The organism is Leifsonia sp. LS1, from assembly GCF_020521355.1.
Classification (GTDB): Bacteria; Actinomycetota; Actinomycetes; order Actinomycetales; family Microbacteriaceae; genus Leifsonia.
The window spans coordinates 39,598-57,902 of the sequence record NZ_BPER01000008.1 but is presented as its reverse complement, the minus strand read 5'-3'; the positions used below and the strand labels follow the sequence as shown (position 1 = coordinate 57,902).

Below are 18,305 nucleotides of genomic sequence, written 5' to 3'. Positions count from 1 at the left end.
CTCCTTCCGAGCTTGACCTCTCGCGGTGGTGGTCATCATACTAAGCGCAATAAGAGTGTGAAACCGAGCACCGGAATCGAAAAAGCGATCTCACGAGGGAAGGTTTACATGAAGGTAATACGCGCCCTGGCCGCGGCCGCCGCTCTGGCGGCGACCGCGGGGCTGATGACGGCCTGCTCCCCGTCCGGATCCAGCGACACGGTCCTGCGCATCGGCGCCAGCGCCACGATCGACTCGCTGAACCCGTTCGTGTCGAGCTCGGACTACAGCAGCGTCGTCTACGAGTACGTCTATCCGCACCTCACCGAGTACGACACGAAGGATCTCTCCCTCGTCCCGTCGTTCGCGACCTCGTGGTCGACCTCCGCGGACGGCAAGACCTGGACCTTCGACACCGTCACCGGCGCGTCCTGGTCGGACGGCAAGCCGTTGACCGCCGAGGACGCCGCCTTCACGATGTCGATGATCATCGCGCACAAGGACGGTCCGACCGGCCAGCTCGCCGGCTTCGTCAACCACATGACGTCCGCCGTCGCCACCGACGACCACACCCTCGCGGTCACCTACGATCAGCCGGTCGGGAACGTGCTCGCGCAGCTCCAGCAGCTGCCGATCCTCCCCGAGCACGTCTGGAAGAAGCTCGCCGCCGGCGACGGCAAGGAGATCACCTCCTTCCAGAACGGTGCGCCGATGGTCTCGGGCGGCCCGTTCGAGCTCACGCAGTACAAGAAGGACCAGCTCGCGCTCTTCCAGGCCAACCCGAAGTGGTGGGGAAAGACGAAGCCTGCGATCACCGGCTTCGGCCTGCAGTTCTTCGCCAACGACGACGCCATGGTCACCGCCCTCAAGACGGGGCAGGTCGACATGATCGGGGAGTCCACGCCGGCGACGGCGGTCGCGTCGCTGAAGAAGGCCGGCATGGTCGTCGACACGGCGCCGTCGGTCGGGTTCTACGACTTCATCATCAACACGAACCCGAAGAAGAAGAACCACCCCGAGCTGCTCGACCCGAAGGTGCGGGAGGCGTTCGAGTACGCGATGGACCGGGAGTCGATGGTCAAGACCGCCTGGCTCGGCCTGGCCACACCGGGGTCGACGATCGTCTCGCCGGCCAGCGGCTGGCACGACGACTCCATCCACGGGCTTCCGTTCGACCTCACCAAGGCCAACGCCATCCTCGACTCGCTCGGCTACACCAAGGGATCGGACGGGATCCGCGTCGCCGACGGCCACCCGATGGCCTACGACGTCATCTTCCCGACCGAGATCAACGGGGCGGGGGACCGCATGTTCCAGATCATCCAGAACGACCTCCAGCAGGCCGGGGTCAAGCTGACCATGCGCAAGATGGACACCGATGCGGCCACCACCGCGATCAACGGTCCCGGCAACACCTACGACGAGTTCGACCTCGCGATGTGGGACTGGATCCCGCCGGTCGACCCCGACTTCCAGCTGAGCGTGCTGACGTGCGCGCAATGGGGGAACAACAACGACAGCGGCTACTGCAACCCCGCCTACGACGCCCTCTACGCCCAGCAGGCGGTCGCCCCCGACCGGGAGGCCCGGCAGGCGATCATCGACCAGATGCAGAAGATCGCGTTCGACGACCGGCCCTACATCGCGCTCGTCAATCAGAACGTCGTCGAGGCGCACTCCCCGAAGTGGACGGGCTTCCTGCTCTCGCCGCTGGTCGGCTCCGTCAACAACCTGTCGACGCAGACGCTCCTCGGCGTCCACCGGGTCAAGTGATGGCGACGACGATCGCAGCGATCGACGTCGATGGCATCGCCGCGACGCTCGCCGCCCGGCCGGAGGCTGCTCTCGCGGTCGCGGTGCGCCGCTCGGAAGGGGGGCTCGCGGGAGGGGCGGGTGCGGCGGCCGCCGCGCGCCTGCTCGGCGTCGACGTGGTCGCGCTCGCCGGGGCGGCGCTTCCGCGGGAGCATTCGACCTTCACGACGGGCGTGGTCGCCGTGCCGTCGGCGGGCGCCGTGCGCCGGGTCGTGGTCGTCGACATCGGCGAGCTCCCGCCCGGGCGGGTCCTGTCCGGCGACGCCCTGTTCGGGGCGGCGCTCGCCGCGTCCCGCGCGGCCGACGGCGCGATCGTCTCGCTGCTCGGCCTCGAGGTGCCGGACGCCGCCGGCCTCCGGCTCGTCGCCGAGGGGCACGCTGCGGGGGCCTGGCGCTATCGGCGGGAGGGCGCGCCCCTCGTCGCGCGTGCTGAGGCGGAGTGCGTGATCGCGACCACGGGGATCGCCGACGCCGCACGCATCCTCCACCGGGCACGGATCGCGGCCGACGCCGTCGCCTGGGTGCGCACGGTGGTGGAGACGCCGCCCAACCTCCTGGGGCCCCGGGCGTTCGCCGACGCCGTCGCGTCCTTCGCGGCCGACTGCGCGGGGGACGCGGTCTCGATCTCCGTGTGGGACGAGGCGACGCTCGCCGAGCGCGGGTTCGGCGGGACCCTGGGTGTGGGGAGCGGGAGCGTGGAACCGCCGCTCGTGATCGAGCTGCGCGTTGACGGCTCCGGCCTCGTCACCGCTCTCGCCGGCAAGGGGATCACGTTCGATTCCGGCGGTCTCAACCTGAAGCGCGATCTCGGCGAGATCTCGTGGATGAAGACCGACATGGCCGCCGCTGCCGCGGTCGCCGCCGCGGTCATCGCCGCAGCCGCGCTCGGCGGATCCGGCCCTCTGCACGCCGTGCTCCCGGTGGCGGAGAACATGCCGGGCGGCCGGGCGCAGCGCCCGGGAGACGTCGTGCGGCACCCGGACGGGCGCACGACCGAGGTGGTCGACACCGACTGCGAGGGGCGGCTGGTGCTCGCCGACGCTCTGGCCTGGCTCGTCGCCGCACGGCCCGCGCGCGTGATCGATGTCGGGACGCTGACCGACTCGGGGGCGGTCGGCACGGCCTTCTGGGGGTGCTGGGGGACGTCGGCGGTCCTCGCGGAGGAGGTGCTCGCTGCGGGGAGGGCGGCCGCCGACCCCGGTTGGTCGCTTCCGCTCCACGAGTCGTATGCCGAGCTGCTGACATCCCGGGTGGCGGACATCGCCAACACGTCGGTCGAGGGGCCGGACACGGGTCAGCTGGCCGCGACCTACCTGCGCGCATTCGTCGGGGACGTGCCGTGGGTGCACATCGACAACGGCTCCTCCGCGTGGCTCGAGCGGGACGCCGCGCCGTGGCCGGCCGGCCCGACGGCGACTCCCGTGCGTGCCTTGATCGAGCTGCTCGTCTCCCAGGGGGAGTGACCCCGAGGCGGGTGGCTATTCTCCGAGGCATGTCTATATACTCTGTATAACAAGTAGCTTCCAGAGGAAGGTCGGAGATGACGTTCACCACTGCGTTCGCCGAGCGCACCACCGCGACGAAGGCGCTCTTCGAGCGGGCCAAGGTCACCATCCCGGGAGGCGCGGGCAGCACCGCCCGCCTCCCGCGCAACGGCTGGAAGCCGTACCCGCTCTTCATGGCGGAGGGGCAGGGGTCGCGCCTGCGCGATGTCGACGGCAACGAGTACATCGACTACCTGCTCGGCCTCGGCCCGATGATCCTCGGCCACCGCCACCCGCAGGTCACCCAGGCGGTGACCGACGCGATCGCCGAGCTCGGAACGTGCTTCGGCCTGCCGTACGAGCTCGAGATCGAAGCGGCGGAGAAGGTCGTCGCCGCCGTTCCGGGGATCGACCAGGTGCGCTTCACCAACTCCGGCTCGGAGGCGGTGGGGACGGCGGTGCGCCTGGCCCGCGCCACCACCGGTCGGCGGCTCATCGTCCGTTTCGAGGGCCACTACCACGGCTGGCAGGACACGGTGTACTGGTCCAACCACGTCGACCCCGCGCTCGCCGGCCCGATCGACCACCCCCGCCCGGTCGCGATGGGCGGCGGCGTGCCCGCCGAACTGCAGGACACGCTCGTCGTGCTCAGCTGGAACGACCCGGAGAGCTTCATCGCCCTGATGGAGACCCGCGGGCACGAAGTCGCCGCCGTGCTCACGGAGCCCGCCGTCTTCAACACCGGCTGCATCCTCCCGGAGCCGGGCTACCTCGAACTCCTGCGCGAGCAGACGAAGAAGCACGGCGCATTGCTCATCTTCGACGAGGTCATCACCGGATTCCGGTTCGCCCGAGGCGGCGCCCAGGAGTGGTTCGGCGTCAACGCCGACCTGGTCACCTTCGCCAAAGGCATCGGCGGCGGGTTCCCGGTCGCGGCGATCGGGGGGACCACCGAGGCGATGCGCCTCATCGCCGACGGCACCTACTCGCACTCCGGAACCTACAACGCCAACGTCGTCCAGTGCGCCGCCGTCTCGGCGACGATGGACGTGCTCTCCGAGCCGGGCCTCTATGAGCGCCAGCGCGCCCTCGGCAACCGCCTGGCCCGGGGGCTGGAGACCATCGCCACGGCGAAGGGCGTTGACGCCTACGTCGAGGGAATCGGGACCGTCTTCCAGCTCTGGTTCGCCGATCGGCCCATCCGCAACTGGCGTGACGCGGCAGCGCACGCGCGCGAAGACATCTTCACCCGCTGGTACGAGGAGATGGTGGTGCGAGGCGTGCTGTTCCACCCGCTCCAGTTCGAGAACCTGTTCGTCTCGCTGGTGCACACGGACGAGGACATCGACGCGACGCTGAACGCCGCGGAGGACGCCCTGAGCGTGGTCGCGCGCGAGTTCTAGAGTGGGCGCACCGGGAGACGACGGCGAAAGGACACGAGTGACGGACCAGGGCGAGCTGTCCATCGGACTCGACTTCGGCACGAGCGGCGCCAAAGCGCTGGCCGTCTCCCGCGATGGCGGAGTGGTCGCCCGCTCCGCCATGCCCTACCCGACCCGCCGCCCCGAGCCGGACGCCGCCGAGCAGGATCCCGGCGACTGGATCCGCGCCCGCGACGGCGTGCTGGCGGACCTCGCGGCACAGACCGACCCGACCCGGTGGGGGGCACTCGCCCTCTCGGCGATGCTCCCCACCCTGGTCGAGCTCGACCCGGCGGGCCGGCCGATCGCCCCCGCCATCACCTGGGAGGACGGCCGGGCCGATCCGGACGGTCGACGCATCGCGGCGGCAGCGGGGGAGGCCGCCGTCTACCGGACGACGGGACAGCGTCTCGACGGCCGGTACCTGCTGCCGATGCACGCCCGACTCGCGCGCGGGGGCGTTCACGAGGACACGACGATCGCGGGGGCCAAGGACTTCCTGTTCTCGTCACTCACCGGGCGCCTCCTCACCGATCCCAGCACCGCGGCGGGTACGGGCGGCTGGGCGCTCCGCGGTGGCTGGAACGCCGCCGTGCTCGCTGCCGCCGGCGTCGCCGCCGATCGGCTCCCAGAGGTCGCCGCGGCGATCAGCGCGGTGCCGCTTCGACCCGAGCTCGCCGCGCTCTGGGGCTGCCGGCCCGGACTCCCGGTCGTGCTGGGAGCCGCCGACTCGGTCCTCGGCGCCTACGGGCTCGGCGTGCGCTCGCCGGGGACCGTCGCCTACATCGCCGGGACGAGCACGGTGATCCTGGGCTGGTCGGCCTCCGCCGATCCCGACCCCGAGGGGCGGTATCTCGTCACGCCGATGGCCGACGACGGCTACGGTCTCGAGATGGATCTGATGGCCACGGGCTCCGCGTTGTCCTGGCTGGCGGGGCTGCTCGGGGTCAGCGGCGGCGCACCCGCCGTCATGGCCCTCGCCGACGAGGGTTCCCTGCTCGACGCGCCGCTGGTGCTCCCGTACCTGTCGCCCGGAGAGCAGGGCGCCCTCTGGGATCCCACGCTGTTCGGCGCCGTGGAGGGCCTCACCCTGCGGACCACCGGCGCCGATATCGCCCGCGGCCTGATCGCCGGGATCGTCGCCGAGTCCCGGCGCTGTCTGGCGGCCCTCGCCGAGACGGAGGGCGCCGGCGCCGGGCCCGTCGTCGTCAGCGGACGGGGCGGCTCCTCCCGCGCGTTTCGCCAGGCGCTCGCCGACGCGAGCGGCCGCACGGTGCTCCACGACCCCGGAGAGCAGGACCACTCCGCACTCGGGGCGGCTCTGCTGGCCGGGCGCTCCGCGCTCGGCTGGACGGACGAATCCGCCGTGCGCCGTGACGCCTTCGTCGCCGTGCGCCCGGAGCCGTCCGGCGTGGCCGCCTGGACCGAACGCTACGAACGCCACGAACGCGCGCGACTCGCCCAGCGCGCCCGCCTCGCCTGACTCTGCGGAGGAGACCATGAACGACACCCTCACCCCGGCCGACATCGACCTGACCCTGTACCCGGAGGGCACCCGACTCGACGACGACGGGCGGCTCCTCATCGGCGGGTGCGCCGTCGCGGATCTCGCGGACCGGTACGGCACACCCGCCTACCTCATCGACGAAGGCGCATTGCGGCGGCGTGCCCGAGCGTACGTGCAGGCGTTCCGTGACCGGCACCCCGCATCCCTGGTGCTGTTCGCCTCGAAGAGCTTCCCCTCCGCCTCGGTCATCGGGGTCGTCGCCGAAGAAGGCTGCGGCACCGACACCGCGGCCGCCGGGGAGCTGCGGCTCGCGCTCGCCGCCGGCGCCGACCCGGCTCTCGCGGTCTTCCACGGCAACGCCAAGACCGACGACGACATCCGCACGGCCGTGGACGCCCGCGTGCGCTACATCGTGATCGACAACCTGGACGACGTGGAGCGCATCGCGCGCATCGCCACCGAGCCGGTGCCGGTCCTGCTGCGGGTCAGCCCGTCGCTGGAGGCGCACACCCATGCGGCGATGATGACCGGGCACGACACATCCAAATTCGGGGTTCCGCCGGCGCAGGTCGCCGACACGATCGCCGCGATCCGTCGCGAGCCGATGCTCGATCTGCGCGGCCTGCACGCCCACGTGGGCTCCCAGCTGCTCGACCTCGACCAGTTCGAGGCCGAGGTGCAGGCACTGGCCGCGTTCGAACGGTTCGGCGTGTACGACCTCGGCGGCGGGCTCGGCGTGCGTTACGTGTCGGACGACGTCGCGCCGTCGGTGGAGGAGTACGCCGACCGTGTGGTGGCAGCGGTGCACCGGCACCTGGGCCGGGACGTCGAGCTGCTCGTCGAGCCCGGCCGGTCGATGGTGGCCCGCAGCGGGGTGACGGCGTATCGCATCGTCACGGTCAAGCACGGTGGACGGGTGCACGCCGCCGTCGACGGCGGGATGGGCGACAACCTCGAGGTCTCGCTCTACGGCCAGGCGTTCACCCCCTCCGTCATCGACCGCTCCGGACCCGCCGAGACGGTGGATGTCGTCGGACGGCACTGCGAGTCGGGCGACTATCTCGCCAACGGCGTCCGCGTGGTGAGCCCCCGGGTCGGCGACCTCCTCACCGTCCCGGTCACGGGGGCGTACTGCTACACGATGTCCAACAACTACAACGCCGCGCTGCGACCGCCGGTCGTGTTCTGCGACGACGGACGATCGCGGCTGGCGGTCCGCCGCGAGACGTTCGACGACCTGCTGCGGCGCGAGCAACTGCTCGGGGCCGGCGAGTGACCGGGCGGCGCGGAGGCCGGCCGGCTCCCGCAGCTGCGGCAGCCGGCGCCGTCGTCGAGCGCATCGCGCGCGAGTGGGCGGTTCCCGGGGTGGCCATCGCCGTCACGGACCGCAAGCGCGTCGTGTGGCAGCACGTCACCGGCTACGCCGACCTCGCGCGCGGCGTCCCGCTGCGGAGCGACCATCTGCTCGAGATCGGGTCGATCAGCAAGATCGCGACCGCCATGGTCGTGCTCCAGACCATCGCCGCGGGAGGACTCCGGCTCGAGCAGCCGATCGGGGAGGCGCTGCCCTGGGTGCCTGCGCCGCTGCGCGACCCGGCGATCACGCTGCGCACCCTGCTCACTCATACGGCCGGCCTGGTGGGCAGCGTCGACGCGCTGCCCGACGAGCGCGCACAGATCGCGGCATACGCGGAGGCGTCCCCGGTGCCGCCGGGCGCTCCCGGTTCGCGCTTCCACTATTCGAACGTCGGCTATCTCCTCCTCGGCCTGGCGGCGTCCTCCGCGGCCGGCCGCCCGTTGCCCGAGCTGGTGCGGGAGCAGGTCTTCCGGCCGGCGGGGATGGTCGACGCTGTTCCGGTCATCACCTCCGCCGATGCCGGCCGGCTCGCCTCCGGTCACCAGCCGCTCGCCGAGGACCTGCCGTGGCGTCCGGGCGATCCGCTGGTGGCCGCACCCCTGATCGAGACCGCGGGAAGCGACGGCAGCATCGCCGCCACGGTCGCGGATCTCGCGGCGCTGGCCCGCGTCCTCCTCCGCGAGGGCGCGGGCGACGCGGGCGTCGTCCTCGAGCGGTCGTCGTTCGCCGCCATGACCGGCACGCTCGCTCCCGAGGGCGAGGAGGTGCTCGTCCTCCCTGGAACGGCTGCTCCGGAGTGGAGCCGCTACGGTCTCGGGATCAATGTCGAGCAGACGCCCCGCGGTCCCGTGCTCAGCCACGGCGGAGGGATGGTGGGCTTCGCGTCGTTCCTGCTCGCCGACCCCGCCGCGGGCAGGGCCGTCGTCGTCCTGACCAACGCCGACGGGGACAGCCCGGTCGCGGAGGCCCTCGCGCGCTCGGTCGACGCGGTGTTCGAGCGCGGTGGCCCGGGAGCGGAGCAGCAGGGGCTCTCAGGAGTGCGGTGGGCGCGTCCGTCGAGCGCCCGCGGTCCCGGCCCCCACGTGACCGTGCGGCCGCCCGCTCTCCCCGCCGCGGCCCTCGGGGTGTTCCACGGCACCGACGGGCGGCGGCTCGAGGTCCTGGCGGCCGGCGACGGCCACGACGTCGTCCTCGACGGCCGTTCGGCAGCGCTGCGGTGGACGTGGGGCGCCCGGTGTCTCACGACCCTGCCGGAGCTGCGACGCTTCGCGCTGGTGTTCGACGGCACGGCGTGGACCTGGGGTGCGGAGGAGTTCCGGCCGGAGCACGGGGCCGGGGGCGCACCCGACCCCGCGGCTGGTCCGGCGCTCCCCAGCGGGCATGACATCGCAGCGGTGCCCGGTCACTACCGCTCGTACACCCCCTGGTACCCCCACCTGAGGATCGTGCGGCGCCGATCCGGGCTCGTCCTCATCGCTCCGAGAGGCGTGGAGGCTCCCGCGGAGGACCACGCGCTCGTCCCGCTGGGCGGCGGGGCGTTCCGCATCGGCGAAGACCCGGCCGCACCCGAGATCCTGCGTGTCGGACCGGTGATCGACGGCGGCTGCGCCTGGGTCGACCGCGACGGATGCCGGTACTCCCGGTCGTTCACCGCCTGAGAGATCTCTCAGGTCCCCCGAACCGGGGCCACTCCAACTGGGGCATACTCCGCGCACCGCCGGTATCGATAACGTCGGAGCAGGGAATCGCACACACCGTCACGTCCGGCGCATCTCGCGCGTCGTGGTGACCCGCGCATTCCCTCCTGCCCGCACCCGACACGGCTGAGATCGAGATGACACCAGACATTTCCGTACCCGAACCTGCCCGAATCCCCACCCGTTCGTCCTCCCGCCCGAGACACGCCCGCATCGGCCGGCGCCTGCTCGCGGGTCTCGGCGCGGCAGCGCTGATGGCGTCCGCATGGCCGCTCGCCGCCGCGGCCGCCCCGGTCGTGGGCGGCTCCGGCACGCCCATCTCCTACACCGAGCAGGGGGCACCCGTCCCGATCGGCCAGAACGTGACGATCACGAGCGACTCGGGAAGCCCCTCCACATACGGCGGCGGATACATCGACTTCCAGATCAACGGCGACCCGGCGTCGGCGCTCCTCTCGCTGCAGAGCGATGCGTCGCCCAGCACGGTGGACGGCGCGATCTCGATCGTGGACGGCATCGCCTATCGGGGCAACGGCACCACCGCCGACATCATCGGCTCGGTCGACGAGAAGCTCGATGGGACGAACGGTCACCTCCGGGTGAACTTCACGAGCCCGTTCTCCAACTCGAGCTTCGAGGACGGCATCACCGGCTGGACGCCCGTCACTCAGCAGGTCGACCTCGGCGTCACCCCGATCGCGGGCTATCCGTCGCTCGAGACGGGCACCTACCCGTCCGGCAGCGTCGCCGCACCGCAGGGGCCGCCGACGAACCAGGACAACAACGTGCCGTCCCGGCTCGGCACGCTCACGGTGAAGCGCGACACCACCCAGTTCACCGATGGGAAGTCGAGCCTCTCGCTGTCGTCGGTGGGAATGACGACCCTGGCCGGCTGCGACGTCGTGCACGGGCCGGCGGTCTACAGCGACCCGTTCCCCGCCTCGAAGGGCGACCAGATCTACTTCGACTGGCGCGCGTTCCACGGCGACGACGCCTATGACGTCCTGGGCTACATCCTGAACTCCGACACCGGCGCCACGACGCCGGTGCTCGACGCGACCGGTGTCGGCACCGGCGACACCGCGTGGGCGACCGTGAACGCCTCCATCCCTGCGGACGGCGACTACCGTTTCGTGTTCGTCGCGGGCACCTTCGACTTCACGTGCGGCAAGGCCGCCGGCGCGTCGCTGTTCATCGACAACGTGCGGGTCTACGGCAAGAAGGCGACCGATGCCGCCGCTCAGGAGATCGCGCACCGGTTGCTCTACAAGAACACGTCCACGAACCCGCCGACGACTCCGCAGACCCTCACGGTGACGGTCAAGGACACCACCGGGACCACCGCGACCGACACGCAGCCCGGCGTCCAGATCCAGCCGGTCGACGATCCGCCGACGCTCGCCTCCCCGACCGCCGTCGCCTACACCAACACCGCAGCTGCGCCGGAGACCTTCGCGGTGCAGAACGGAACCCTCACCGGCACCGACCCCGACAGCACCGGCCTCGTCTACGGCATCGCCGGCGGCGTGGCGAACTCCGCCGTGGCGGGCTTCGACACCGCACGCGCCGGTGCCTTCGGCACGCTGTACCTGAACTCGGCCACCGGCGCTTACCGCTTCGTCCCGGACGCGACCGCGATCGACTCGACGATGGTGAGCGCGGCCGACGCGTTCACCCTGACGGTGACCGCGGACGGCAAGTCCGACACGAAGCAGCTCGCCGTCGACATCACCGTCCCGGTGTCCGGTGTCGCTCACGCGCCCACCGGGCTGCAGGCGGAGCCGGGCGCCGCATCCGCCGTCCTCACCTGGACCGCACCTGACTGGACGGGCGGGACCGCCCTCACCGGCTACCGGATCGAGTGGTCGCTCGACGGCGGCCTCACCTGGACGAGCGCGGACACCGGGTCGACAGACACCGCCTATACAGTGACCGGCCTGGCCAACGGCGTGGACACCCGCTTCCGGGTCAGCGCGATCACCGGCGCCGGTGCCGGAGCGGCGAGCTCGCCGTCGTCCGCGACCCCGCGCACCGCGCCCGGGGCGCCGACCGGTCTCGCCGCCCAGCCGGGTGACACTCAGGTGGCGCTGTCGTGGCAGGCTCCCGCCGACGACGGCGGTGCACCGGTCACGGGGTACCGCATCGAGATGCTTGCGACCGGCGGATGGACGACCCTCGTCGCCGACACCGCATCGACCGCGACGACCTACACGGCCACCGGGCTCACGAACGGCACGCGCTCCTCGTTCCGGGTCACCGCGATCAATGTCGGCGGCGCCAGCGTGGCGAGCGATGTCGCCGTCGCGACGCCGCGGACCGTCCCGGGGGCGCCGACCGGCCTCGCCGTCCAGCCCGGCGACGGGCAGGCGGTGCTCTCCTGGACCGCCCCGTCGGACGACGGCGGTGCACCGGTCACCGGCTACGGCATCGAGATGTCGTCGGACGGCACGACGTGGACCGGTGTCGTCGCCGACACCGGCAGCACCGCCACCACCTTCACGGTCGGCTCGCTCGTCAACGGCACCACGACGCGGTTCCGCGTGAGCGCGGTCAACGTGGCAGGCGCGGGTGCGCCGGGTGCGGTCGTCTCCACCACGCCGCGGACCGTACCCGGTCTCCCCACCGGCCTGACCGCGGCGCCCGGCGACCACCAGGTCGTCCTGGCGTGGACCGCGCCCGCCGCCGACGGCGGGGCGCCGATCAGCGGATACCGCATCGAGAAGTCCACGGACGGCGGAAAGACCTGGACGGTCCAGGTCGCCGACACGGGCTCGACCGCGACCGGTTACATCGCCGACGACGTGGTGAACGGCACGGAGACGGCGTTCCGCGTGAGCGCGATCAACGCGGCCGGCGCCGGAGCTCCCGGCGACCCGGCGTCCACGACGCCGCGGACCACGGCCACGGGGCTCGCCATCACCTCGATCACGCCGGGCAACCACACCCTCACCGTCGCGTTCACTCCTCCGTCGGACGACGGCGGCGCCCCGGTGACCGGCTACGAGTACTCGCTGGACGGCGGCACGACGTGGGTGCCGTTCGATGCGAGCGTGAGCCCGCTGGTGATCGGCGGTCTCGACAACGGCGTGGACTATGCCTTCACGATGCGGGCGGTGAACGCGGCCGGGCCCGGGCCGTCCACCGCTGTCCGATCGGTGCGCGCCGAGGTCTCCCCGGTGGCGGTCCCCGGGGGCACGGGAACGGCCCTCCCCGAGCTGAACCCGGGCGAGACCCGGATGTACATCGACGGGAAGGAGGTCACCGTGACCGTCACACGCGCCGACGGCGTCCTGACCTTCCAGGGCGACGGCTACACCATCCGGATCAGCGCGGACGACAAGGGCGCCGTGCAGCTCGACGCCCAGGGCCGCATCGTGATCACCCACGGCGGCACCGTCCACGTCTCCGGCACCGGCTTCAAGCCGGGCTCGACCGCCGATGTGTGGCTCTTCAGCGCACCGGTCCTCCTCGGCCAGCCGGTCGTCGACGGCACGGGCGACTTCGCGGCCTCGTACCAGATCCCGGCGAGCACCCCCGCCGGGGTGCACACCCTCCAGATCAACGGCCTCTCGGCGGACGGGAAGCTCCGCACCGCCGTCACCGGTGTGATCCTGGAGGCGGAGACGGGTCTGGCGTCCACGGGATCGAGTGCGGGCGGCGCGATGGTCGCGGGAGGCTTCGCGGTCGCCCTCGTCCTCGCCGGCGCCCTGCTCGGAGCCCGCAACCGCCGCCGTCGGACGGCCTGATCGGCGTCGGCCCGGATGCGCTCCGCACTCGCGAGCGCATCCGGGCCCGCTCGATCCCCTGATCGATCGCCCGTCGGCTACGCGGCCGGCGTTCCTGCTCCCCGCGCCTGCCGGTCGCACTCCGCGCGGAGCAGCGCCCACCTGTCGACGCTCGTCCACTCATCCTTGAACCAGTCGGCCTCCACCGCGCGTCCCTCGTGGCGGAATCCGAGCCGGGTGAACAGGCGGGCGGCCGCTGTGTTGCGTGCGTCTGTCGTCGCGCACACGCGGTGCGCGCCGAGCGCGCCGAAGAGGGCTGCGATGAGGCCGCGGAGCGCTTCTGCGGCCGCTCCCGTCCCCTGCATCGCGGGGGCGATGGTGACGCCCAGCTCGTACGAGTCCGGCTGGTCGGGCAGGGCGTGCACCGCGACGTCGCCGACGAGCGCACCCGTCGAGCGGTCGCGGACCGCCACCTGGAGCCAGAGACCCGACTGCGGGACGATCGCATCGGGCTGGGAGGCGAGCAGTTCGTCGGCGTCGTCGGTCGAATAGGTCGGCGTCCACGACTGCCACCGGGCCACATCCGGCACCCGGCGGTAGTCGACGAAGGCGTCGCGATCCTGCTGCGCCAGCGGGCTCAGCGCGAACCGCTCCGTCGTGATCGGGAACATCGGCATGAGGATCACGCTAGCCGAGCGTCCACGTGGCAGGCATCCGTGCCCATGCCACAATGTCCCATGCCCACCGTCCTCGCCCGCCTCCGCTCCGCGGTCACCGACGCGGCCTCTCTGCGCTCCTGGACCGTCGACGCGAACGACGGGATCATCGCGACCGCGGGTGTGCTGGAGGGTTTCGCGGGTGCCGGAGCGAGCGATGCGACCCTGCTGACGGCTGCGGTGGTCGCGACCATCGCGGGTGGCCTCAGCCTGGGCGGGGCGAAGTGGTCGGAGGAGGCTGCGGAGCGGGAGGCGCAGCTGCGGGTGGCGCGGGAGGAGGCTGCGCAGCTGGAGCTGAGCCCGGAGGAGGAGGTCGTCGAGCTGGCCGGGTACTACGAGCGCAAGGGAGTGAGCGCCGCGGTGGCGCGGCAGGTGGCCGAGGAGCTGACGGCGGCGGACGCGCTGGGCGCGCAGCTCGAGGCGGAGCACGGGATCCGGGAGGTCATGGCGCGCACGGCGCCGGTCTGGGCCGGGGTGAGCGCGAGCGCCGCGTTCGTGCTGGGGGCGCTCGTCCCGCTGCTGATCACCGTCCTCGTGCCGGGCAAGCTGGAGGCGTGGGCGGTGCTGGTCGCGGTGATCGCATCGCTGGTGCTGACGTCCGTCGTCAGCGCGCGCAGCGGGCGCACCGGTGTGCTGCGGACGATGACGCGGTCTCTCACGGTGGGCGTGGGGACGCTGGGGATCAGCTTCCTCGCGGGGCTGCTGATCTTCTGAGGGACCGTCCGGGCGCGGCCGGCCGGCGCACCTCCTCGCCCAGCCGGTCGAGCGGCACGAACGCGTTCAGCGTCACCAGAGCGATGCCGCCGGCCGCGGCGATCGCCCCCGGGATCCAGAACAGGTGGGGCAGGCCCAGCCAGGCCGTCCCGATGCTGCCGACGAATCCTCCGACGGCCGCGTTGATCGCGTACGAGCTGAGGAAGACGCTGGAGGCCATCCCGACCCGCGCGGGCTGGAACCGCTGCGCGACCGTGACGCCGAGCACGCCGAACGTCGCGATCACGCCGGCCATCAGCACCTGTCCGGCGATGAGGGGCAGCAGGTGGGGCTCGATCGCGTCGGCGGACGCGTAGCAGGCGTGCGCGCCGACGGCCATCACCGCACCAGCGAGGAGCACGCGGGCGATGCCCACCCGGTCGGCGATCAGCGCCGCGAGCGGCATGAGCGCGACCTCGACGAGCGGCTGGAAGCCGATGATCGCACCGCGCACGGCCGCACTGACATGCAGGTCGCCGTCCATGTAGAGGGGGAGGTAGGCGAGCTTCACGGTCTCGCCGCACATGATGAGCACGTAGATGCCGGTGAAGAGCAGCAGCGGGACCATCGAGTGGGTCCGTGGCGCGCCGGTCGGAATGGGCGCGGTGCGCGTGAGCGCCGGGGCGGGAGGCAGACCGGCATCGGGCTCCGGCTCGGCCGCCGCCACCAGGGCGGCGCCCGGGACCGGCGCCGCCCGGCCCGCGCCGATCAGCGGGACGATCGACAGGAGGAGGCTGACGCCGGTCGCGAGCAGCAGCGGCCGCAGTCCGAGCACGGCGCCGAGCGTCGCGCCGATCACCGGCCCGATGATCCACCCGAAGGCCATCGCCATGCGCGTCAGCGCGACGACCTGGTTGTCGACCGGGGTGGGATGCCGGTCCAGCTCGTCGCGTACGGCCGCCTGGAGCTGCGCCGCACCCGCGCCCGCCACGCTGAGCAGCAGGATGTTGATGGCGAACGGCATCCACGTCTGGGTGGCGAACGCCATCAGCACCCAGCCCGCGAAGCCGGCGAGAGCCGACAACCGGAACACCAGCAGCCGCGACCCCGCCCGGTCGGACAGCGAGCCCACCACGTAGCCGGCGATCGGCGCGGCGAGGTTGGTCAGGTAGTACAGGCCGGCCAGGGCATCCGTGAGGTGCAGCTCCCGCACCAGGAACAGTGTCATCTGCGGCGCGGTGACCGAGATGCCGATGCCCGAGATGACAAGGCTGATGAACGCGCCGCGGAGGAGGCGCGAGCGGAGGATGTAGCGCGCGGCTGCGGCGCGGGTGGGCGGCACCGACCGATGGTATCAGAGTGGTCGCATAGTGGACTGCTTGGTCGTCGTCGTCGTCGCCGGCTTCCGCATCGCCCGCTACTGCGCCGACCGCTCCGCAGCCGGTCGCCGACGCAGGGTCGCGTCGCCGACCTCCGGCCCGCGGTAGACCATGTCCATCGCGCCGATGCTCTCGCCGGGCGGCACGATCGCGTCGATCCGGTCGAGGATCTCGTCCGAGAGGGCGACGTCGACGCCGGCCAGTGTGTCCTCGAGCTGCTCCATCGTGCGTGGGCCGGCGATGGCGGAGGTGACACCCGGATGGGCGATGACGAAGGCCATCGCGAGGTGGGTCAGTTTCACGCCGGCGTCTTCGGAGAGCGCGACGAGCTCCTCCACCGCCGCGAGACGGCGCTCGTCGCGGAAGTGGCGCATGCCGGTGCGGGCGGAGCGGAAATTGTCGTTCTCCTGGCCCGCGCGATAGCGGCCGGTGAGGGTGCCGCCGGCGAGCGGGCTGTAGACGAGGGTGCCCATCCCGTACCGCTGCGCGACCGGAAGGATCTCGCGCTCGATCTCCCGGTCGAGGAGGGAGTAGTTCGGCTGCTCGGTGCGGAAGCGCTCGAAGCCGCGCCGCTCCGACATCCACTGCGCCTCGACGATCTCGGAGCCGCGCATCGACGAGCTGCCGATCGCGCGCACCTTGCCCTGACGCACGAGGTCGGTGAGCGCGGAGAGCGTCTCGTCGATGTCCGTCGCCGGATCGGGGCGGTGCAGCTGGTAGAGGTCGATGTGGTCGGTCTGCAGGCGGCGCAGCGAGCGCTCGACGGCCTGCACGATCCACCGACGGGAGGCACCGCGGTGGTTGACGTCGTCGTCGACCGGGCCCCAGAACTTGGTGGCGAGCACGACGTCGTCGCGGCGGCCTTTGAGCGCCTCGCCCACCACCTCCTCCGAGTCGCCGTAGCGGTCGGCCGTGTCGACGAAGTTGATGCCGGCGTCGAGCGCGCGATGGATGATGCGGACGCCTTCCGCGCGGTCGGGGTTGCCCAGTGACCCGAGCATCATCGCGCCGAGCGCGTACGGGGTGACCTGGATGCCGGTGCGGCCGAGGGTTCGATACTGCATGCTGTCCTGCTCCTGACGGTTCGAGATCGCGGCACCGGGCGAGGCCGGGGTGTCGTAGGATCGGAGAATCGGAACGGCGCTCCGGTTGAGCTCACGCTCTAACCGGAACAATGTTCCGCTTACATGACGACTGTACACGGGCTGCGTCCCGTCCGCCAGAGGGAGCCCGCCATGACCGACTCGGCCGTCCGCCCGCAGCGGTCCGACGCGCGCCAGAACGTCGCGTCCCTGGTGGAGGCGGCGAAGTCCGTGTTCGCCGAGTCGGGGGTGGATGCGCCCGTCCGCACGATCGCGGCGAAGGCCGGCGTGGGCGTGGGGACGCTCTACCGCCACTTCCCGTCGCGCTCCGATCTGATCTCCGCCGTCTTCCGGCACGAGATCGATGCGTGCGTGGACGCCGCCCCCGCGATCGAGGCCGCCTACGCTCCCGGCGAGGCGCTGGATCGCTGGATCATGCGCTACACGCAGTTCGTCGCCGCCAAGCGCGGGCTGGCCGCCGCCCTCCACTCCGGCGACCCGGCCTACGAACCGCTCGCTGACTACTTCGCCACCCACCTCGCCCCGACGCTCGAGCGGCTCCTCGCCGCCGCAGCCGCATCGGGTGACGTGGTGCAGGCGGTCGATGCCGGTGAATTCCTCGGCGCGGTGGCGAACCTCTGCCACGGCGGGGAGGCCGGAGGGCCGGGCGGGCCGAACGGCGCCGGCACGTCACCGCGTGCTGAGCGGATGGTGCGCTTGCTGCTGGCGGGATTGCGGGCGCCCGGTCCGGCGTGAGGCCCCCGGTTCTTCTGGTCAGAGCGGTCTCGAAGACCCCACCCCGCCCGCGACCGTCCCCGGCGCCAGGCCCAGTGTCCACTCTGTGACATCGGCGACGAAGCTCGCCTGCGCGGGGGTGCTGAGATCGGCGGTGCTGTTGACGTAGGAGCCGCTCCCGTCGACGGCGATGAGGATGCGGATGCTGGCGGCCTCGGGGTCGACGTCGGCGAAGTCGCCGGTGGCGATGCCGGCGGCGATGATCTCGCGGAGGCGGGCGCGGTCGAGGGCGTCCTGCTCCCGCAGGGTCGCCTCGAGCGTGGGAGTGAAGCGGGAGAGGTGGCGGGCGTTGAGCCAGAGGCGGGCCAGCGGCGTGGAGGTGCCGGTCTGGATGTGGGTGATGAAGTGCGAGAGGCGGGCCAGCGGGGTGCCCTCGGTGGGGAAGAAGCGTTCGCGCTCGATCTCGGCGGCGCGGGCGAAGGCCTCGTCGACGAGGTCCTCGGCGGCGGGGAAGTAGTGCGAGATGAGGCCGGGCCGCACGCCGAGACGCGTCGCGACGGCACGCAGGGTGATGCGTTCCAGGCCCTCGTCGATGGCGATCTCGGCAGCCGCGGAGAGGATCTCTTCGCGCCGCTCCTCCGGTCGCTTCCGCACCCGGGGAGTTCCTGCTCTTGACTCCATGCGTCCCATGCTATTGAATGACTGACCAACAGTCTAT

At 72.0% G+C, this 18,305-nt stretch carries 13 protein-coding genes; 9 read left to right on the top strand and 4 right to left on the bottom strand.

All coding sequences use genetic code 11. The annotated features are described in order from the left end of the window. Positions 1-108 precede the first annotated feature (108 nt). The 7 genes from LLS1_RS14705 to LLS1_RS14675 all read left to right on the top strand — a co-directional run bounded on the left by LLS1_RS14705 (position 109) and on the right by LLS1_RS14675 (position 13,003). Positions 109-1,752 (top strand): ABC transporter substrate-binding protein, encoded by a 1,644-nt coding sequence (locus tag LLS1_RS14705; protein ID WP_226656657.1) that lies wholly within the window; start codon positions 109-111, stop codon positions 1,750-1,752. Next, entirely contained in the window at positions 1,752-3,254 is a 1,503-nt protein-coding gene (locus tag LLS1_RS14700; protein WP_226656655.1) for a M17 family metallopeptidase, read from the top strand. Before LLS1_RS14705 ends, LLS1_RS14700 begins: the two co-directional genes overlap by 1 nt. A gap of 77 nt (positions 3,255-3,331) precedes the next feature. Beyond that, the gene (locus LLS1_RS14695; protein WP_226656653.1) at positions 3,332-4,678 is read left to right on the top strand and encodes an aspartate aminotransferase family protein; all 1,347 of its coding nucleotides are present in this window, start codon (positions 3,332-3,334) and stop codon (positions 4,676-4,678) included. 37 nt (positions 4,679-4,715) lie between these two features. Beyond that, the gene (locus LLS1_RS14690; RefSeq protein ID WP_226656651.1) at positions 4,716-6,179 is read left to right on the top strand and encodes an FGGY-family carbohydrate kinase; all 1,464 of its coding nucleotides are present in this window, start codon (positions 4,716-4,718) and stop codon (positions 6,177-6,179) included. 16 nt (positions 6,180-6,195) lie between these two features. Next, entirely contained in the window at positions 6,196-7,479 is a 1,284-nt protein-coding gene (lysA, locus tag LLS1_RS14685; RefSeq protein ID WP_226656649.1) for a diaminopimelate decarboxylase, read from the top strand. Then, a complete protein-coding gene (locus LLS1_RS14680; protein WP_226656648.1) occupies positions 7,476-9,218 on the top strand; it encodes a serine hydrolase in 1,743 nt (580 codons plus the stop codon). Before lysA ends, LLS1_RS14680 begins: the two co-directional genes overlap by 4 nt. A gap of 293 nt (positions 9,219-9,511) precedes the next feature. Beyond that, entirely contained in the window at positions 9,512-13,003 is a 3,492-nt protein-coding gene (locus LLS1_RS14675) for a fibronectin type III domain-containing protein (RefSeq protein WP_226656647.1), read from the top strand. 77 nt (positions 13,004-13,080) lie between these two features. Here the strand turns inward: LLS1_RS14675 and LLS1_RS14670 are convergent, their stop codons facing one another. Beyond that, positions 13,081-13,659, bottom strand: coding sequence for a GNAT family N-acetyltransferase (locus LLS1_RS14670; protein WP_226656646.1), 579 nt, complete (start codon positions 13,657-13,659; stop codon positions 13,081-13,083). 60 nt (positions 13,660-13,719) lie between these two features. On the opposite strand from LLS1_RS14670, the gene LLS1_RS14665 reads away from it, so the two are divergent. Further along, the gene (locus tag LLS1_RS14665; RefSeq protein WP_226656645.1) at positions 13,720-14,412 is read left to right on the top strand and encodes a VIT1/CCC1 transporter family protein; all 693 of its coding nucleotides are present in this window, start codon (positions 13,720-13,722) and stop codon (positions 14,410-14,412) included. Here LLS1_RS14665 and LLS1_RS14660 read toward each other — a convergent pair. Together LLS1_RS14660 and LLS1_RS14655 are read right to left on the bottom strand one after the other, a co-directional pair. Next, on the bottom strand, positions 14,381-15,733 hold the full coding sequence (locus tag LLS1_RS14660; protein ID WP_226656644.1) for an MFS transporter: 1,353 nt from the start codon (positions 15,731-15,733) through the stop codon (positions 14,381-14,383). The two genes, LLS1_RS14665 and LLS1_RS14660, sit on opposite strands and share 32 nt — an antisense overlap. Positions 15,734-15,808: 75 nt before the next feature. Further along, on the bottom strand, positions 15,809-16,834 hold the full coding sequence (locus tag LLS1_RS14655) for an aldo/keto reductase (RefSeq protein WP_223359093.1): 1,026 nt from the start codon (positions 16,832-16,834) through the stop codon (positions 15,809-15,811). Positions 16,835-17,005: 171 nt separating this feature from the next. On the opposite strand from LLS1_RS14655, the gene LLS1_RS14650 reads away from it, so the two are divergent. Then, positions 17,006-17,608, top strand: coding sequence for a TetR/AcrR family transcriptional regulator (locus LLS1_RS14650; protein WP_226656643.1), 603 nt, complete (start codon positions 17,006-17,008; stop codon positions 17,606-17,608). 18 nt (positions 17,609-17,626) lie between these two features. On the opposite strand, the gene LLS1_RS14645 is transcribed toward LLS1_RS14650, so the two are convergent. Further along, on the bottom strand, positions 17,627-18,268 hold the full coding sequence (locus LLS1_RS14645; protein ID WP_226656642.1) for a TetR/AcrR family transcriptional regulator: 642 nt from the start codon (positions 18,266-18,268) through the stop codon (positions 17,627-17,629). Positions 18,269-18,305 lie beyond the last annotated feature (37 nt).

Excerpts from the sequence above, each read along its gene's own strand:
- LLS1_RS14655 (WP_223359093.1), bottom strand. The coding sequence starts at position 16,834 with ATGCAGTATCGAACCCTCGGCCGCACCGGCATCCAGGTCACCCCGTAC.
- LLS1_RS14650 (WP_226656643.1), top strand. The coding sequence starts at position 17,006 with ATGACCGACTCGGCCGTCCGCCCGCAGCGGTCCGACGCGCGCCAGAAC.
- LLS1_RS14695 (WP_226656653.1), top strand. The coding sequence starts at position 3,332 with ATGACGTTCACCACTGCGTTCGCCGAGCGCACCACCGCGACGAAGGCG.
- LLS1_RS14705 (WP_226656657.1), top strand. The coding sequence starts at position 109 with ATGAAGGTAATACGCGCCCTGGCCGCGGCCGCCGCTCTGGCGGCGACC.
- LLS1_RS14670 (WP_226656646.1), bottom strand. The coding sequence starts at position 13,659 with ATGCCGATGTTCCCGATCACGACGGAGCGGTTCGCGCTGAGCCCGCTG.
- LLS1_RS14665 (WP_226656645.1), top strand. The coding sequence starts at position 13,720 with ATGCCCACCGTCCTCGCCCGCCTCCGCTCCGCGGTCACCGACGCGGCC.
- LLS1_RS14675 (WP_226656647.1), top strand. The coding sequence starts at position 9,512 with ATGGCGTCCGCATGGCCGCTCGCCGCCGCGGCCGCCCCGGTCGTGGGC.
- LLS1_RS14700 (WP_226656655.1), top strand. The coding sequence starts at position 1,752 with ATGGCGACGACGATCGCAGCGATCGACGTCGATGGCATCGCCGCGACG.
- LLS1_RS14645 (WP_226656642.1), bottom strand. The coding sequence starts at position 18,268 with ATGGAGTCAAGAGCAGGAACTCCCCGGGTGCGGAAGCGACCGGAGGAG.
- lysA (WP_226656649.1), top strand. The coding sequence starts at position 6,196 with ATGAACGACACCCTCACCCCGGCCGACATCGACCTGACCCTGTACCCG.